This window comes from Mesorhizobium sp. CO1-1-8, from assembly GCF_020164875.1.
In the GTDB taxonomy this organism is placed as follows: domain Bacteria; phylum Pseudomonadota; class Alphaproteobacteria; order Rhizobiales; family Rhizobiaceae; genus Mesorhizobium.
In genome coordinates, this window is sequence record NZ_JAIUGZ010000002.1 from 476633 (window position 1) to 492600 (window position 15968).

15 protein-coding genes and 1 pseudogene are annotated in these 15968 nt (G+C 57.1%); 15 read left to right on the forward strand and 1 reads right to left on the reverse strand.

Annotated elements, in window-relative coordinates:
* Window positions 1–2: 2 nt before the first annotated feature.
* From LB558_RS05665 to LB558_RS05715, 11 genes and pseudogenes are all read left to right on the forward strand, one after another.
* Complete coding sequence (locus LB558_RS05665) at window positions 3–815, forward strand: glycosyltransferase family 2 protein (RefSeq protein WP_224696603.1); 813 nt, start codon at window positions 3–5, stop codon at window positions 813–815.
* Window positions 812–2080, forward strand: coding sequence for a hypothetical protein (locus LB558_RS05670; protein ID WP_224696604.1), 1269 nt, complete (start codon window positions 812–814; stop codon window positions 2078–2080). Before LB558_RS05665 ends, LB558_RS05670 begins: the two co-directional genes overlap by 4 nt.
* Entirely contained in the window at window positions 2073–2849 is a 777-nt protein-coding gene (locus tag LB558_RS05675) for a class I SAM-dependent methyltransferase (RefSeq protein ID WP_224696605.1), read from the forward strand. Before LB558_RS05670 ends, LB558_RS05675 begins: the two co-directional genes overlap by 8 nt.
* 5 nt (window positions 2850–2854) lie before the next feature.
* Window positions 2855–3664, forward strand: coding sequence for a class I SAM-dependent methyltransferase (locus tag LB558_RS05680; RefSeq protein ID WP_224696606.1), 810 nt, complete (start codon window positions 2855–2857; stop codon window positions 3662–3664).
* Window positions 3642–4799, forward strand: coding sequence for a glycosyltransferase (locus tag LB558_RS05685; protein WP_224696607.1), 1158 nt, complete (start codon window positions 3642–3644; stop codon window positions 4797–4799). Before LB558_RS05680 ends, LB558_RS05685 begins: the two co-directional genes overlap by 23 nt.
* Window positions 4796–5938 carry a glycosyltransferase family 4 protein gene (locus LB558_RS05690; protein WP_224696608.1) on the forward strand — a complete coding sequence of 381 codons (1143 nt, stop codon included), beginning with the start codon at window positions 4796–4798 and terminating at the stop codon, window positions 5936–5938. The genes LB558_RS05685 and LB558_RS05690 overlap by 4 nt, the downstream gene beginning before the upstream one ends.
* Before the next feature lie 57 nt (window positions 5939–5995).
* Window positions 5996–6430, forward strand: coding sequence for a hypothetical protein (locus tag LB558_RS05695; protein WP_224696609.1), 435 nt, complete (start codon window positions 5996–5998; stop codon window positions 6428–6430).
* A gap of 98 nt (window positions 6431–6528) precedes the next feature.
* Complete coding sequence (locus tag LB558_RS05700; RefSeq protein ID WP_224696610.1) at window positions 6529–7635, forward strand: Fic family protein; 1107 nt, start codon at window positions 6529–6531, stop codon at window positions 7633–7635.
* A gap of 696 nt (window positions 7636–8331) precedes the next feature.
* A complete protein-coding gene (locus LB558_RS05705) occupies window positions 8332–8658 on the forward strand; it encodes a hypothetical protein (protein ID WP_224696611.1) in 327 nt (108 codons plus the stop codon).
* 158 nt (window positions 8659–8816) lie between these two features.
* A complete protein-coding gene (locus tag LB558_RS05710) occupies window positions 8817–9308 on the forward strand; it encodes a hypothetical protein (protein WP_224696612.1) in 492 nt (163 codons plus the stop codon).
* Between the two features lie 181 nt (window positions 9309–9489).
* Window positions 9490–10238: pseudogene (locus LB558_RS05715) on the forward strand (tyrosine-protein phosphatase).
* A 25-nt stretch (window positions 10239–10263) separates the two neighbouring features.
* On the opposite strand, the gene LB558_RS05720 reads toward LB558_RS05715, so the two are convergent.
* Window positions 10264–10422 carry a hypothetical protein gene (locus LB558_RS05720; protein ID WP_224696613.1) on the reverse strand — a complete coding sequence of 53 codons (159 nt, stop codon included), beginning with the start codon at window positions 10420–10422 and terminating at the stop codon, window positions 10264–10266.
* Here LB558_RS05720 and LB558_RS05725 point away from each other — a divergent pair.
* Genes LB558_RS05725 through LB558_RS05740 form a run of 4 tightly spaced genes read left to right on the forward strand, consistent with a single transcriptional unit; the run spans window position 10415 to window position 15903 of the window.
* Window positions 10415–11020, forward strand: coding sequence for a polysaccharide biosynthesis/export family protein (locus tag LB558_RS05725; protein ID WP_224696614.1), 606 nt, complete (start codon window positions 10415–10417; stop codon window positions 11018–11020). The two genes, LB558_RS05720 and LB558_RS05725, sit on opposite strands and share 8 nt — an antisense overlap.
* A gap of 29 nt (window positions 11021–11049) precedes the next feature.
* Window positions 11050–13428, forward strand: a complete 2379-nt coding sequence (locus LB558_RS05730) for a GumC family protein (RefSeq protein ID WP_224696615.1) — start codon at window positions 11050–11052, stop codon at window positions 13426–13428.
* Window positions 13316–14575 (forward strand): hypothetical protein, encoded by a 1260-nt coding sequence (locus tag LB558_RS05735; RefSeq protein WP_224696616.1) that lies wholly within the window; start codon window positions 13316–13318, stop codon window positions 14573–14575. The genes LB558_RS05730 and LB558_RS05735 overlap by 113 nt, the downstream gene beginning before the upstream one ends.
* A complete protein-coding gene (locus tag LB558_RS05740; protein ID WP_224696617.1) occupies window positions 14572–15903 on the forward strand; it encodes an O-antigen ligase family protein in 1332 nt (443 codons plus the stop codon). The genes LB558_RS05735 and LB558_RS05740 overlap by 4 nt, the downstream gene beginning before the upstream one ends.
* Window positions 15904–15968 lie beyond the last annotated feature (65 nt).

Genomic DNA, 15968 nt, shown 5'->3' on the forward strand with positions numbered 1-15968 from the left:
TATTGAGCGTCTGCATCCCCACGTTCAATCGGCGGGATCGCGTTGCGGCGCTGGTTCAGCAACTGTTGCGTGCGGACTGTTCATTGCAGATATGCGTTCATGTCGACGGTTCGACCGACGGAACGAATGAAGCGCTTGCGGAAATCGCGTCTCGCGATGCCAGTTTGGTGGTCACCACTGGCCCGAATAACGGCAGAGGCCGCGCGATGTTTTCGGCGATTGCCTCCGCCACTGGCGACTATTGCATGGTCTTCGACGATGACGACGATCTCTTCACCGATCGCTTGCCGGAAGTCTGTGAACACCTCTCGCGGAGAGGTGTCGATGAGAAGATTGCCGGTTTTGTGTTCTCGATGGCTCTTGGTCACCCAGAGACGGCAGCAGAGCCGTTTCCGTCGGAACGGACAAACCTGATAAAGATGCGGGCCGACGAACGGGTGGTCGGCGACAAGAAGGAGGTGATCAGAACTCCTTTGCTCAAACGGGTTGCCGTGCCCCCAGCGGGGCGGTTCCGCCGTGTTCCAACATCTCTTCTCTGGTCCAGATTGGCGATCGAATACGACGTTATCTGTGTCAATGTCGAGATTGGACGAAAACGATATTTGCCGGAGGGAATGACGGCAAGGATTCGGCTTCTTCAGCGGCAAAATGCATACCCGATGTTGTTGCTGAACTTGAACTACATCAGGGCATTCTGGCTTGGACGATATCAGTCGGTTCGGTTCCTGGGCAAGGCGGTTCTTGCCTGTTTGAGCTTTGGTGTCTTGAGTTTCCCGTTCTTGCTCAAGAGGTCATTCGTGCGGGTGACTTCATGAAAGAAGCCAGCTTGTGGAAGTTGGTGGAAGCCATCGTAATACGAATTGTTCCTGGTCTTTTGAACATAGCGACGTTGCTGTACATAGGGAGCCATCTGGAGACTGGACAGTACGGTATTTTCAGCACGACGATTGCGACAGTTTCATTTATTTCGACACTTGTTTTTGGTTTCGCTACTTATTCGATAATGCCGGTTTCCGCAAAAATGCATGCTGCGGGAATGGGTAGAGAGTACGTATCATCCATTTTGACCGTGCTGGCAGTTGTGGCGTTGTTTGCCGTCCTGGCTGGGCTGGCGCTGACGTGGCTGGGATTTGGCAATACCGTTGCCGCGACCATCATTGTTTCTTTCGGCTTGCACACCGCACTTCAAGAGATTTTGAGGTCACAACTGCGTTTGTGGGCATACGGTTGGTCGGCGATTGGCCAGGCGGTCGCATACCAGGCAGGAGCCATAATCCTGCTTGCCGGAGATGCGAAAGTTGGCTCGGCTCTTGCAGCCTTTTCGCTCAGTTATTTCGTTGGAGCGCTGATTTCATTTGCCTTCCTGGGACCTATGAATCTGAGACGACCTGGCTTTTCCTATCTTGCCGGGTCTCTGGTCACAGGCTTGGGATTTGTGTTGAGCAATCTGGCCGAGAGCGGCGTGTTTGTCGGCATTCGATACATTGTTTTGTTGCTTGGCTCCGAGACCCATCTCGGCGTCTTCTCGTTTTGTGTCGATCTTTCACAACGGTCCGTCGGCTTCTTCATGAATGCGGCCAGCTTCGTTTTCGTGCCCAGGGCGTTTCTGAGTGCCGCAAATGGAAACGTCAGGGAGTTTCGGCGCGGACTGTTCGAGGGAGCGGCCATCGCACTCATTTTTGCGACCGCGGCTGCGGCCGGAATAGTTGGCCTGTTTTTCTCGGGCCATGCCTCCGGATGGCTGGGGAAGTCTTTTGACCCTGTGGTGTTCGGGATCGTTTCTTGTGCTGTTCTGGTCAACAGGACGAAAAAAGTGGTCATCGATCCGTTTGCGCTTCGGTCGAGCAAAGCGATGACGTTGACCTACTCCTACGCGATAGGGGCGTTGGCTTGCTGTTGTCTGGCGGCATTGGGCCTTTGGTGGCGGGTGCCGCTTGGCAGCGAAATGGCATTTTTGTTCGGATATGTCGTTGCCGCTGCCTGTTCCTTTTTCGCATTGAGGAATGTGATTGCAGACCAAGGGCCTGGTGCGAAACAGGGCACCGTTTTGATGGTCGGGCCGGATGCCAGAAATGAATGAGAAGAAAGCATTTTACGACGAGAAAAACAGACGCATCGTCCATGTCGGCACGGTGGCTGATGACGACTATTGGGATTCTCACTGGGCCGAAGGGATTGTCTTGAGGCCGGATCGCTTTGTCGTTGAAACCACCAAGCAATATCTGACCGGATCAGCCAAGGTTCTGGACGCTGGATGTGGCTTGGCCAATACGGTCCATGGCCTCCACCAGGCAGGCTTTTCCGCCTACGGGATCGACTTCGCGCAGAAGACCGTGGGGATGGTGAACCGTGCCGCGCCCCATTTGCAAGTGACCGTGGGGGATGTTCGAGCAACGGGCTTCGCGGACGAATTCTTCGATGGGGTGTGGTCTTTGGGGGTGATCGAGCACTTCTTCGACGGTTACGATGAGATCGCATTGGAGATGAGGCGCATCATCCGGTCTGGAGGAGTTGCCTTCGTGACAGTGCCGAGCATTTCTCCTCTCCGACGCTTGAAGATCAGAATGGGTCTCTATCCCAGGTTTTCAGGTGAACAGGCCGGATTTTACCAGTTCGTTCTTGGGCCGTCTTCGATTGTTTCCAGTTTCGAACAGCACGGCTTCAAGCTTCTGGAATCACAGCCAAGGGGAGGCTTCAAGGGGCTGAAGGACGAGACATTTTTCTCCAAGCCGATGCAGGCCTGGTACGACAGCAAGAATGGAATCCTGAGAGGTTTGCGTGCTGCCGCGGACCGGTTGCTCGGCCCATTTTCGCATCATACGCGGCTCTACGTCTTCCACAGGATATAGCGCGGATGTCAAATCCGAGTGGGCGCAGATCGCCAAACGAAACCGGTGGTGAAGCTGTGTCGATATTGCGAAAGTTTGTTCGCGCGAACGTGGTCATTTCCGAGTTCCTGGACAGAGCTCTGCCGCGGCGCCTTCGCATCGACGGCAACCGGACCTTTGCGACGGAGATAGCACCTCCCTTACTTACCTCAAACGCACGGGTTTACGATCTTGGCGGTGGTGCCAGGCCGTTCGTCAGCCTTTCGGAGAAGCGGCGCCTGGGGCTTTTTGTCATTGGGCTCGATCTCGACGCGGAAGAGTTGTTGAAAGCACCACGTGGAATATACGATGAGGAGATTGAAGCGGACCTTACCTCGTTTAGGGGGAGGGGCGATGCTGACGTCGTCATTTGCCAGGCCACGCTCGAACACGTCCGCGATGGCGAGGGTGCCTTGCGCGGCATTGCCAGTTGCGTGAAGCCGGGAGGCGTGGTTGCCATTTTCTCGCCCTCGCGCAACGCCGTTTTTGCCAGATTGAATCGGGTCCTGCCGGAGGGGATGAAACGACGGCTGCTGTTTGCGATCTATCCTGAAAAGGGCATGGGTCATGACGGGTTTCCGGCCTTCTACGACAAGTGCTTGCCCAGTGACGTCGAAACAATTGCAAAGCGGAACGACTTGGAACTTGTCGAGCGCCGTCTGTTCTGGAAAAGCTCCTACTTCTATTTTTTCGTGCCGGCCTTTCTTGCTTGGCGCATCTGGTTAGGCGTTTCGGCCCTGTTTCTCCGCAAGGATGCCGCTGAAACCTACGCCTATGTCTTTCGGCGAAAACAGTGAGTTCCCGCGGCTCATGAAAAGGAAGCTCGCGCTGATCGCCATTCCGCTCGACAGAAGAGGTGGTGCCGAAACCATCCTGAAACTTGTTGCGCGCGCACTCGCAAAGCGACCCGACTGGGACGTCGAAATCGGCTTCTTGGGTGGCCAGGGGGCGGGCGAGGCCGCTGGATCACACCAGGACGGAATTCGGTGCAGCTACGGCTTTGGCGGCGGTAAGGCCATGAGCGAGTTTTTGCTCGCCCCGCGGCTGATCCGGCATCGGTACGATTTGGTGTTCTCGAGCCACGCACGGGTAAACTCGTTTCTGGCTGCCGCCCGAAGCGTTGGACTTCTCCGCAGCGACAGGCTGGTCGCCCGCGAGTCCACGGTGCTTCTGGACCGCTTCAAGGGTCCTCGCGCGCTCGCTTACAAGGCGCTCTACGCTGCCTATGGCAGCCAGGACATGATAGTCGCGCAAACGAGCTATATGAATGAACGCCTGCGTGACGTATTGCCCCCGCGAGCAATCGCCAAGCTGTGTACTTTGCCCAACCCGGTCGACGAAGATCTCATCGTCAAAATGTCCATGGAAGCATTGTCCCGGCACGATGCCCAGATACTTTCCCGCCGTCCACAGATAGTCTGGTGCGGCCGGCTGATCGATGTGAAGCGTCCGACGATCGCGGTTGATGTGCTGGCCGAGGTCAGACGAAGGACCGGCGAGGATTATGAGCTGACCATGGTTGGCTCTGGACCCATGGAAGCGGAGTTGAGAGCCCGCGCCGGCAAGCTTGATCTGGCCTCGCGACTAAATCTGCTCGGCCAGAGAGACAACCCGTTTCCGCTGTTTCGCGCAGCGCGTGCCGGCATGCTCACGTCGGCGACGGAAGGATTTCCCAACGTCCTTCTGGAGATGATGGCTTGCCGGATTCCCGGCATCGTCACCACCCCCTGTGCGGGAGATCTGGACATGCTGTCGGGGCTGGAGATTTCAGCCAGCTTTGGCGCGTCGGAAATTGCGGAAGCACTGGTGAAGGTCATTCAGGGCGGCGATCGGTCGGCCTTGTACGGAAAGACCTTGTCGGAAAGATCGCCGGATCGGTTTGCGGATATGCTGTTGAGAGCGCCGTCGTCATATCCGGGTGGGCAGAGATGACCCCCGTTGCTCGCAACAAGATAGTCGTCTCGATAAACACATCCTGGAATGTCGTCAATTTCCGCAAGGGACTGATCGAGGCGCTGCGGAGCCGTGGCTATGACGTGGTCGTGATCGCGCCGAGAGACGAGTATTCTTCGCTGATTGCGGCCATGGGCTGCCGCTATGTCGAACTCGACATGGACAATTCCGGCACGTCACCGTTGCGGGATTTGGTCCTTCTGTGGCGCTACTGGCGTCTCTTGCGGCGCGAGAGACCGCTGGCGTTTGTCGGCTTCACGATCAAGCCCAACGTGTTCGGCTCCATCGCGGCCAATCTAAACGGCATTCCCGTTATCAACAACATTTCGGGATTGGGGACGGCGTTCGTCCGCGGTGGTTTGCTGCTCAGGATTGCCAAGGCCTTGTACCGGGTGGCGTTGGCCCGTTCCAAAATGGTTTTCTTCCAGAATGACGATGACCGGATGCTGTTCGTCGACGAACGCTTGGTTCGCAAGGATCGAACCGCGCTTTTGCCTGGCTCCGGGATCGACCTCGTGCGTTTTTCCCCGTCGCCCGAAGCGCGCACCGGGTCTGGCGCCATCGTCTTTCTTCTCGTGGCCCGGCTTCTCTGGGACAAGGGTGTCGGCGAGTTCATCACGGCGGCCCGTCGGGTTTGCCGTGAGGTGCCCGGAGTGCGTTTCCAGCTACTCGGCTTTCTTGATGTCGAAAACCGGACCGCGGTCAGCCGCGAGCACGTGGAGAAATGGGTTGGTGAGGGATTGGTCGAATATCTCGGCTCCACCGACGATGTGCGGCCTTTCATGCGTGCCGCCGATTGTGTCGTGTTGCCCTCCTACAGGGAGGGAACGCCGCGCTCGCTGCTTGAGGCGGCTGCGATGGGCAAGCCGCTGATCGCAACCGATGTGCCAGGATGCAGGGAAGTGGTGGACCACGCCGTCAATGGCTTCCTATGCAAGGTGAGGGACCCTGATGACCTTGCGAGCAAGATGGTCGAGTTTGCGCGGCTGGACGGCTCGTCCAGGGACAGGATGGGGGCCCAGAGCAGAAACAAGGTCGAGCGGCAGTTTTCGGAAACGATCGTCATCGAGAAGTATATGCGGCAGATAGAAAGACTGAACGCCCTTGCGACGAAATGAGCGGACCGGCCGCACAGGGTCGGATGGAGGATGGTTTTGTCAGTCAGGAGCATAGCGTTGCTTGCCGTCGTGGCTGTTTTGTTTGGTGTTGGCTTTCTGGGCGTCATCGTGATGCAGAAGGACGGCCCGTCCCCCGCGAAGCCGGTAGCCGCGCTCAAGCCGTTTGACGGCAAGCTCGCCATTCCATCGGTCGATGATCTGCGTGTCGGCGGTCGCAAGATCCTGCTATGCGGGGCGGCGTTTTCCAGGCCTCAGGCTATGCGCCTCCTGGTGACGGAAGCGGCGCGCCGAGACTATCAGGGGCTCGTCCTGGCCTGCAAACCTGTCGGTGCCGGAACACCTTGCGACGGCAAGATCGCTTCCAGGATTGGCGATACCCTTGTTGTGCAGTGCTTGACCGCTGAGGGGGAAGATTTGGCTACCATACTCACGCAGGGCGGAATTCTCTGCGGCCAGCCGGTTCAGGCCGGCGCAACGTACAAACCTTGCTGAAGGGTACGGACTGGGTGCTCTTGCGGCGACATGAATGGATATGTCCTGACCCCGGCCGACCGGTTCCTGCATTTGGGTATTTATGGGTCTTTTATTGGGTGACGTCGGTTCTTGAGTTTTTGGGTATTTTTGGGTATATTTTTGGGTATGACTCTGAAGATCGGTTCCTTACACATTACCCCGAAATCCTTGCCTTGGTCTCGGAGATCGACGAATTCAAAGGCGCTTGGCGAGCGCTGGGAGCGCTCGCGCCAGAGCGCCTATCGGCTTTGCGCCGCGTTGCGACCATCGAGAGCATTGGCTCTTCTACCCGTATCGAAGGAAGCAGGCTCACTGACGGCGAAGTAGAGCGGCTGCTCGCCAACCTCGACATCAAATTCTTTGAATCCCGAGACGAGCAGGAAGTCGCCGGATATGCACAGGTCATGGAAATGATCTTCGCGCATTTCGATGCGATTGATCTGACCGAAAACCACCTGACACAGCTACACCGTGACCTGCTGGCGTTCAGCAACAAGGACGAGCGCCATCGCGGCGCATATAAGACACTCGCCAACAATGTCAGTGCGTTCGATGCCGACGGGAAAGAGATTGGCGTCATTTTCGAAACGGCGACGCCCCTCGATACACCAAAGCGGATGAAGGAGCTTATCGAGTGGACTCGCAACACACTTAGCGAGCAAAGCCTCCACCCTCTGCTCGTCGTCGCAATCTTCACAGTGGTGTTTCTGGAGATACACCCATTCCAGGATGGCAATGGAAGGTTGTCGCGCGTTCTGACGACGCTCCTGCTGATGCGCAACGGATACGTGTATGTGCCCTACTCTTCCCTCGAAAGCGTGATTGAGAACAGCAAGGAAGGCTATTATCTGGCACTACGCCAGACCCAGAAAACGATCCGCAGCCCGAAGCCAGATTGGCAACCTTGGGCTGTGTATTTCCTGCGCGCTCTTCAGCAGCAAAAGCGGCGGCTTGAGAAAAAAATCGAGCGGGAACGTCTTGTGCTCGGCACGTTGCCCGAACTCTCTTTTCAAATCGTTGAAGCCATCAAGGAACGCGGGCGCATAACCATCAGCGAGATCGTCAACCTGACAGGCGCAAACCGAAACACCGTCAAAAAACACCTAGCCGTTCTGGTGGAAGCGAACCATCTGGCCCAACATGGAACCGGCAAGGGCACGTGGTACGGCCGAAATAAGCGATAGAGACTCTAAGTCTGCGGCACACCGATTTGGTGAGCTGGATCGAGGTGGGGTCATGGAGCCAGATCTCTATGGCCGAGAGAGTAGGAATGGGTAGCCGAGCCGGCCGTCTACCCCGTTGGCCGCGATTGGTATCGAGCCGATCTCCAATTACATGCTGTCAACACGGCCAATGGTCGAAATCGCGGGGCTGCCATCAAGGAATATCCACACCGAAACGTATCGATAATTCAATATATTAGGTTGGTTGGCGAAAGGGTTGGCGCGCTCAACTTGGTCAATTCTTATAGAGCTTATAAGGCCAGTCCCGCGGAAAGGAGACCTCAAATTTTTGCACGATAATAAGAAACCTGTGACAGGTAGTCGAAAGTTATTAATGCGATCTAGCTAAAGTACTGTGCTCGGACAGACACGCATCAGCTTAAATCGCCTCGCGCGCGCGAAACAGGTTGGAATTGTGGCCAAAAACTGGTACGCGCTGATGCACTGCCTTTGACTGGGTGCGCCTGAAGTGGTGCAGCAAGAAGGAATCGAAGACTGATGAACCTTGTGGTTAAAACTGCGCTTGCCGTATTTGTCGTGTCAATCGGGTTTGGTTCAGCTTCATCGTTTGCCCAGGATGCTTCGTGCATCTGCGCGACACCCTATCAAGGTTCGGCAAACCCGATCGGATCCATCCATTCCACTATCGGTGATGTGATGGTGTCGCAGGCGGCGGGCTATGGCGCTGCCAAGGTTGGAAGCGCGCTCGATTTCGGCAGCCGTGTGGTGGTCGGCGCCAAGGGCGCGGCCTCCGTTCTGGTCGGCGGCTGCAATCTGGAGGTTTCGGCCAATTCGAGCCTCGACGTTTCCCGCCTTGGCAACAACATTTGCCTCAAGCTTGTCGGCTCTGAGCGGACGGCTGCTATTCAGCCCTCCGGTAGCGGCGCCGGGTTCGGTCCGCCGGAAGCGATTTTCGCCGGCGCACTTCTGACGTCTGGCGTGCTCGCGGCGACGCAGGATGATGACAACGGCGTCAGCCGCTGACGAGGATATAGCGGTGTTGGCGCTGTGGCGAAGGGGCTGGATTGGTCGGCGGGCGGGCTAGTTTATTGGGTTCGTTAACCATTTGCTCTATTGCTTGGGTGGAGAGGGCGTGATTCGTACCAACAGGGCGAGTTGCATGTTTTGGTGGGGTAAAAATAATGAGTTACCGTCGGTTCGAAGCTGCTTTTGCTTTTGTTGCATTCGTCGCAGGGGGCGTCCTGTTCGCCGCGCCCGAGGCTGTAGCTCAGCAAACCTGTTCCTGTCTTGTGACCGTGCCGGCGTCCGCAGACGCGATAGGTCGTCTTACGCAGGTCCGGGGTGATGTCCAGATGTCCCAGGCCGGCGGCTATGCAGGGGTGGATGCCGAGGCGCCGGTGTATGCGGGCGCGCGCATCATGACCGGGGCGCAGGCGTCTGCTTCGCTGGCTATCGGAGCCAATTGCGCGCTCGATATTCCAGCCAATGCCACCGTTAAGGTCGACCCTATCGAAGGCGGCATGTGCGTTTCGCTTGAGACACCAACTGCGACGATCGTACCCGCCAGCTCAGGACCTGGCATGCTGCCGGTTCTCTTGGGCGGCGCCGCCGTCGGTGGTGCCACCGCCCTTATTATCGGCCTGCAGGATGACGACGACGCGGTCAGCCGATAAGCGGGATATGGCCCCCCGTTGTTTTGTGTAAATTTGTCAAATGCGTCATTCGCCTTCATGCGGGTGACGCATTTCTATTTTGTCGAGGCGAAGCTTTGCCTCCGCTCAACCAGAAACGCCAATGATCGACCTGCATTCACATATCCTGCCCGGTCTCGATGACGGTTCTCCTGACTTGGCCATGTCTCTGGAGATGGCACGGCTGGCAGTGGCCGACGGTACAACGCATATGGCGTGTACGCCGCATGTGATGCCTGGGGTTTATGAGAACGCCACGCCAAACATTGCCGAGGCTGTTCAGGCGTTGGAACTGGAGCTTCATCGCGCTGCCATACCGCTTACCCTATACGTTGGCGCTGATGTTCATCTCGCGCCTGATCTACCCGATCGATTGAGGCTTGGTACGGTGCCGACTCTGAACGGATCCCGCTATTTCCTGTTCGAACCGCCACATCACATACTGCCTCCGCGCCTTGAAGACTTCGCCGCCCGTCTCATAGGCGCCGGCTTCGTGCCGATCCTCACTCATCCAGAACGGTTGACCTGGATCAAGGCGAATTACGACGTCATCGAGAGGTTGAATACGCTAGGCTGCCTTATTCAGCTCACGGCTGATTCTGTGACGGGGCCTTTGGACGTACGGCGCTCTACTACTCGGAGAAGCTGCTGGATGAGGGCAAGGTGGATATTGTCGCCTCCGATACGCATGGCGCCAGCCGGCGCCGGCCAGGGCTTTCGCAGGCGGTTGTCGCCATCGCGAACCGGTGTGGGGAAGATGAGGCTTACAACATGGCAGTGAAACGCCCGGACGCGATATTGCAGAATCGGCCGCTCGTCCCCATCGGAAAGCAAAGCGCGAGAAAATCGGGCGGCAGCAGTGCGGGGCGGTTTGGCGGATTGGGCCGGTTGTTCAAGAGCGGGGCTCTTTGATGGGCATTTTCGATCTTGCAAGAAGTCATGCAGGCACCGTGCCCGCTTTGCTCGCATCGCTAGCGATATCTGCTTGCGCAAGCACTTCGTCGACATCGACGTCCTCCACCAGTTCTGTCGATGCGCTGCAGCCGACGGCGTCTTCATCGGCGCTCTCTGGCGGTGGTACGCTCCAGGTGGTCAAGGATCTTCCGCCGCCGCAGAATACCCAGAATGGCAGCGAGCAGCCGCTGTCTGCCAACGATGTGCTCGAGGTCAGTGTGTTTCAGGTCGATAATTTGAACAGAACAGTTCAGGTCGACGCGGGCGGGCAGATTTCGCTTCCGCTGATTGGAACCATGACTGCAGCCGGCAAGACCGTTCGTCAGCTCGAGAAGGAAATCGAGACTGCCTATGGTGAAAAGTACTTGCAGTCACCTGACGTGACGATTTTCGTCAAGGAATCGATTGGCCAGCGCATCACGGTCGATGGTGAAGTCAACAAGGCCGGCATTTATCCGGTGTCCAGCAGCGCTTCCTTGCTCGACGCGATTGCCCTTGCCGGAGGGTTCAATCCGGTCGGTGATGCCGGCAAGGTCTTCGTCTATCGCAATGTCGGCCAAAACAAGCTGGTCGCAAATTACAATGTCGAGGAAATCCGCGCCGGCAAGAACCGCAACCCGCGCATCTACGGCGGCGACGTGGTGGTCGTTTTCGCTTCGAAGTCGAAAATTGCGATGAACAATTTGAAGGATGCGCTGGGCCTCGCCTCCAGCGCTGCCCGCATTGCGGTCATTCCGTAGACACGGACAACCCCAGGATCACCTCGCGCATGCTCGATCGCAACAGGCAGCCCCAACTTGCCGGACCCGGACATGGCCAGGCCCTGTCCGCGGACTCCTATTACGACGTGCCGCAAAACTACGGTCCCTATGGTCGCGACTATGCGGGCCAGGATGAGGGGTTCAACCCGCTCAAGCTGCTTTTATACATCGTCCAGTATCGCTGGCTGATCGTCATGATGGCGGCGGCCGGGCTCGTTGCCGGCGTTATCGTGACGATGATGCAGACACCAAAGTATCAGGCGACGACACAGCTCGAAGTTCTGGTGCCTTCGGCAAAAGTGTTTCAGGACATTGAGGTTGTTTCCGAAAACAGCGACGTCCGGGCCTTCCTGACCGCGCGGGAGAAGCTGAAGAGCCGGGCATTGGCTCAGCGGGTGGTGTTCCAGCTTGGGCTTGGCGAAAAGCCGGACTTTCTGTTTCCGACGCCGAGCTTTTCCCCGAGCAATATTGTTTACCGTGCGTTCGGGATGTCCAAATCACCTTCCATTGAGGAGAAAACGCCCGAAGAGCGCGAGGCAATTGCCATCAAGCGCATCCAGGAAGACCTGACGGTCAATCTGGTCACCAATACAAGCCTGCTATCGATCACCTTCGTCGATCAAAAGCCGAAATATGCAAGCGACGTTGCCAATCAGGTCGCGCAGAGTTTTATCGATCAACGTCTCGATCAGACCAGCGAGACCTCCGATCTGGCACGGCAGTTCATCCAGGAACAGGTTTTGCAGGTGAAGCAAAAGCTGCAGACCTCCGAAGAGGAACTGGTCACCTATGCAAAAGATGCCGGCATCACGGTTACCGGCGACGACAAATCGCTGATCGGCTCGAACATCGAAGCCCTGAACACCGCCCTGGCCACGGCAATCCAGGAGCGTCTTGATGCGGGGCGGGTGGTCGATCAGATAGAAAAGGGCCGCGGGTCGAGCCTCGGTCCGGTTCTGGAAAGCGAAGGTCTGCAGAAGCTTAGCGATAAACTGGCGGACCTGACCAGCCAGTATCAGCAGAAATTGGGCATCCTGAAACCCGGCTTTCCGGAAATGCAGCAATTGCAATCGCAGATCAAGGAACTGCAGCGACTCTACAACAACGGCATGCTGGCGATAACCGATTCGTTGCGGCTGAAATATCAGGAAGCGCAGAACAAGGAAGCCGACCTCAAGTCCAAGCTCGCGGAGATGGAGAGGCAGCAGGTCGTCTTCAATGACAAGAATATCAAATACACGATCCTGAAGCGCGAAGTCGACTCCAATCGGTCGCAGTATGACAGCCTTATCGCCAAGCTGAATGAAGTCGGCGTTAGCTCGGAGCTCAAAACGCAAAGCGCTGCGGTAGTCGATTTCGCGTCGCTGCCCACCGCCCCCTATTCTCCACGTCTGAGCATCAATCTGGCAGTCGCTCTCGCACTTTTCATGGCCCTGGCTGCATCGATCATCTACACTATCGAGTTGCTGAACAACACTTTCACAAATCCGGAGCAGATCGAGAAAGAGCTGGGGCTGGCGATGCTCGGCATCCTGCCGCTTGTCGGTGACCGCGAACTCATAGCCAGCATCGCCGATCAAAAATCCGGGCTCTCCGAGGCCTATCGTTCGCTGCGAACATCGCTGCAGTTCTCCGGTGCGGAGGGCGCGCCGCGATCGCTGCTGGTGACCAGTTCGGAACCGTCGGAAGGCAAGTCGACCACGTCGTTCAAGCTTGGCCAGGATTTCGCGGCACTCGGCGCAAGGGTTCTGCTTGTCGACGGAGATCTCCGCAAACCCAACCTGCACCGGCTGTTCGGCCTCGACAATGCGATCGGGTTGAGCAACCTGCTGACGAATACTGTTCGCAAAGACGATCTGCCGGGCATTTTCAGACCGACGAAATACCCCAATGTCACCGTGCTGACGTCCGGAACGATTCCGCCGAATCCGGCCGACCTGCTCTCGTCGCCGAAGATGGCGTTGATCTTGACCAATCTAGGAAAACGCTTCGATCTGGTCATCATCGACGCCCCGCCGGTCGTCGGTCTGTCCGACGCACCAATCCTCAGCCGGCTTGCCGAAGGCACATTGATGGTCGTTTCGACCAATCAGGTCACACGCAAGTCAGCCAAAACCGCACTCAAGCGTCTGCGCTCAGCCGGTGCGAATGTGATCGGAGCGGCGATGTCGAAATTTACGGTCAACAAGTTCGATTACAATTACGGCTATAAATACATGAACTACCAGTATTACGACTATGGCGCGAGTACCCCGAAAATTGAGGGCAAAGTCGATGACGGAGCAGGCCAGCCCGCTCACGCGAAATCTCCGGCGTTCAGGCGTTTGGTTCGTCGCCTCCGTTCTGGTGTTGGCGGTTTCGTCGATAGGGCTAAGTCGGCTTCTTGAGTCGGAAACGCCGGCGGTCTCGCTTGCGCTCGATCCGTTGAACATAGATGCCTTGATAGGTGAAATTGCCGGTCGGTTGAGCGAAACAGGCGACGGTGTTGATCTCGACGTCTTGGCGACAAAGGCGAAGGGCGCGCTTCGTTTCAATGTCGCGGATGCCCGGCTTTACAGCCTGATCGGCGAGATTGACTATCGACAAGGCGAGAAAGACGCGGCTTTTGAACTCTTCGACCAGGCTCGAAAGCTGTCCAAGACTGAAATCCATTCGCTTCAGAGATCGATCGATCGTTCGATCGAGGTGGGCGATCTGTCAAAGGCCGTTGCCGAGTTCGACACGTTGCTGCGCCGGTGGCCCGACAGATTTCCAGTCATTGCGGCGGGCTTGCCGGCTATTCTTTCAAACCCGGACGGATATCAGGCTGTCCTGGCAGCCTTAAGGATCGAGGCGCCGTGGAGATCCAATCTTTTCTCCGCCCTTGGGAAGGATCCGCGGGGCCTGCGCGTCGCAAATCAACTGTTGCTTGACCTTGCCGGATCGAGCTCACCACCGACATCGAAGGAATTGTCTGCCGTAATCAACGGGTACATCCGGCAGAAGGAATACGAGGCGGCCTATCGGCTGTTCCTGTTCAGCCTGTCCGATCAGGAGCGGACGTGGGGCGGTTACATTTTCAACGGCGGCTTCGAGCCGGTCCGCAGTGGCAAGCCATTCGATTGGCAGCTTCACGACCGGTCCGGTCTGGAAATTACCTTTGCCGGGTCGGGGAATGTCGGCGAAAGCGATAGCGGAGCGACCGTGCGGTTTTTGAATACGCCGGTGAAGAACGCCGCGCTCCAGCAATATGTTGAACTGCCACCCGGCTCCTACAGGATTTCCCTGATCGCCTCCGCGAGAAACCTGAAGCTGCCCAAGCAGTTGTTCTGGTCCATCAGATGCGCGGATCCGGCGGGCGAAATAGCTCGGTTCAACATTCCGGAAGGCACATTCAATCGGCGGCAGTTGAGCCTGGATTTCGCGATCGGACCAAGCGCGTGTCCCATGCAATTGTTGCGGCTGGAAACAGCTGCCATCGCTGAGAGCTGGCGATTTCGGTACGTTGGCACGCTGGTCATGCACAAATTGAGCATCGAAAGAGTTTCATCTTGAGAGAGCGGTCAACCCGGTCCACGGAATGGGAAAAATATCTGCTTGGGTCGGTTCTTTTCCTGTCGGTGCTGATTGGCGGCGGCACCGCGAGCGGTCTCTACACCGAAGCGCTGATCGAGGTGGCGGCGATCGTCTCGGCCGCGGCCGTCTTTTCAAGGCCGTCGGGGCACGGCATCCCTCGCTCGGCCCTGTGGTTGCTTGCTCTGGGCCTTGCCGTGTTCTGTTTTCAAATCGTGCCGCTGCCCGCCGCCCTGTTGAGCGGATTGCGGCCTGAGGTTCTACTTGCAAATCCGTGGCTGAGCGGTGAGACCGGGCTGCGTTTCGTCAGCGTCGGCGTGGGACGTACGATCGAGTGTCTGTTGTATTTCGTGGCGATGGCTGCATTCTTTCTGAGCGTCACCCGCTTGCGCCCAGATCAGGTCTACGGCCTTCTGCCCTTCTTTTTCATGGGTGTCATCTGTAACGGACTGGCTGCGGCGATCCAGTATTCGCTCTCCGATACGGTTGCCATACAGGGTTTGTTGCCGTTCACGATCAATGCGGGGCTGTTTGCCAACCAGAACCATTTTTCAGCTTTGCTCTTCGTCTCCATCCCCTTCGTTGTCTACTACGGCCTGTTTCGCGGGCACCTTCTGTCCGGGTCGCTCGGCTTGATAACGCTGCTGCTGTTGCTTCTGGCCGCCGGTTCACGCGCCGGTATTCTGATAGGGCTGGCGATCACCATAGTATCAGTTGTCTTTCTGTCCGCGCGCTCGAGGCTGGGCGGGTATGGAATACCCGCTGTCTTCATCGGGCTTTCGCTCTACACGATTGGGGCGTGGACGAAGATCGATGCGGAGGTGGTTGACCCTGCCTTTGGACGGGCCGAATTTGCCCGCACGACGATCGCGGGAATTGAAGAGAACTGGGCGACGGGCGTGGGCTTTGGTAGTTTTCCGAAAGTCTACCAGATTTACGAAAAGGGAGAGATGATCTTCAAGCCCTACGTCAATCACGCCCACAATGATTATCTGGAATTGGCACTTGAAGGTGGCGCTCCTGTTGTCTTTCTGGTCGCAGCCTACTTGATATTGCTTTTTGCGTTTTCCCTTACGGTACGGCGAGATCCGCTGCAGAAAATGGCGTTTCTCTCCGTATCGTTTCTTCTCGTTCATTCCCTGGTCGATTATCCCTTGCGAACGGCGGCGCTGGCGATGACCTTCGCCTATATGAATGGCGTTATCTTTCACAAGGGACTTGCTGAGCGGTTGAGCCAAAGAGGCGAGTCGACCGCCGCCCATGATGACAATCTGCTTGTTCCCGTCAGGCCGGCCTTGGCAAGACGATAGCAAAGCGTAGCCTGGAATTGGCCATGGATTTGGCGCCGAATCTGGCCCGGTCGTTTGCCGAACGC

Excerpts from the sequence above, each read along its gene's own strand:
- LB558_RS05730 (WP_224696615.1), top strand. The coding sequence starts at position 11,050 with ATGCTCGATCGCAACAGGCAGCCCCAACTTGCCGGACCCGGACATGGC.
- LB558_RS05670 (WP_224696604.1), top strand. The coding sequence starts at position 812 with ATGAAAGAAGCCAGCTTGTGGAAGTTGGTGGAAGCCATCGTAATACGA.
- LB558_RS05685 (WP_224696607.1), top strand. The coding sequence starts at position 3,642 with ATGTCTTTCGGCGAAAACAGTGAGTTCCCGCGGCTCATGAAAAGGAAG.
- LB558_RS05735 (WP_224696616.1), top strand. The coding sequence starts at position 13,316 with ATGACGGAGCAGGCCAGCCCGCTCACGCGAAATCTCCGGCGTTCAGGC.
- LB558_RS05710 (WP_224696612.1), top strand. The coding sequence starts at position 8,817 with ATGAGTTACCGTCGGTTCGAAGCTGCTTTTGCTTTTGTTGCATTCGTC.
- LB558_RS05690 (WP_224696608.1), top strand. The coding sequence starts at position 4,796 with ATGACCCCCGTTGCTCGCAACAAGATAGTCGTCTCGATAAACACATCC.
- LB558_RS05675 (WP_224696605.1), top strand. The coding sequence starts at position 2,073 with ATGAATGAGAAGAAAGCATTTTACGACGAGAAAAACAGACGCATCGTC.
- LB558_RS05705 (WP_224696611.1), top strand. The coding sequence starts at position 8,332 with ATGGTGTCGCAGGCGGCGGGCTATGGCGCTGCCAAGGTTGGAAGCGCG.
- LB558_RS05680 (WP_224696606.1), top strand. The coding sequence starts at position 2,855 with ATGTCAAATCCGAGTGGGCGCAGATCGCCAAACGAAACCGGTGGTGAA.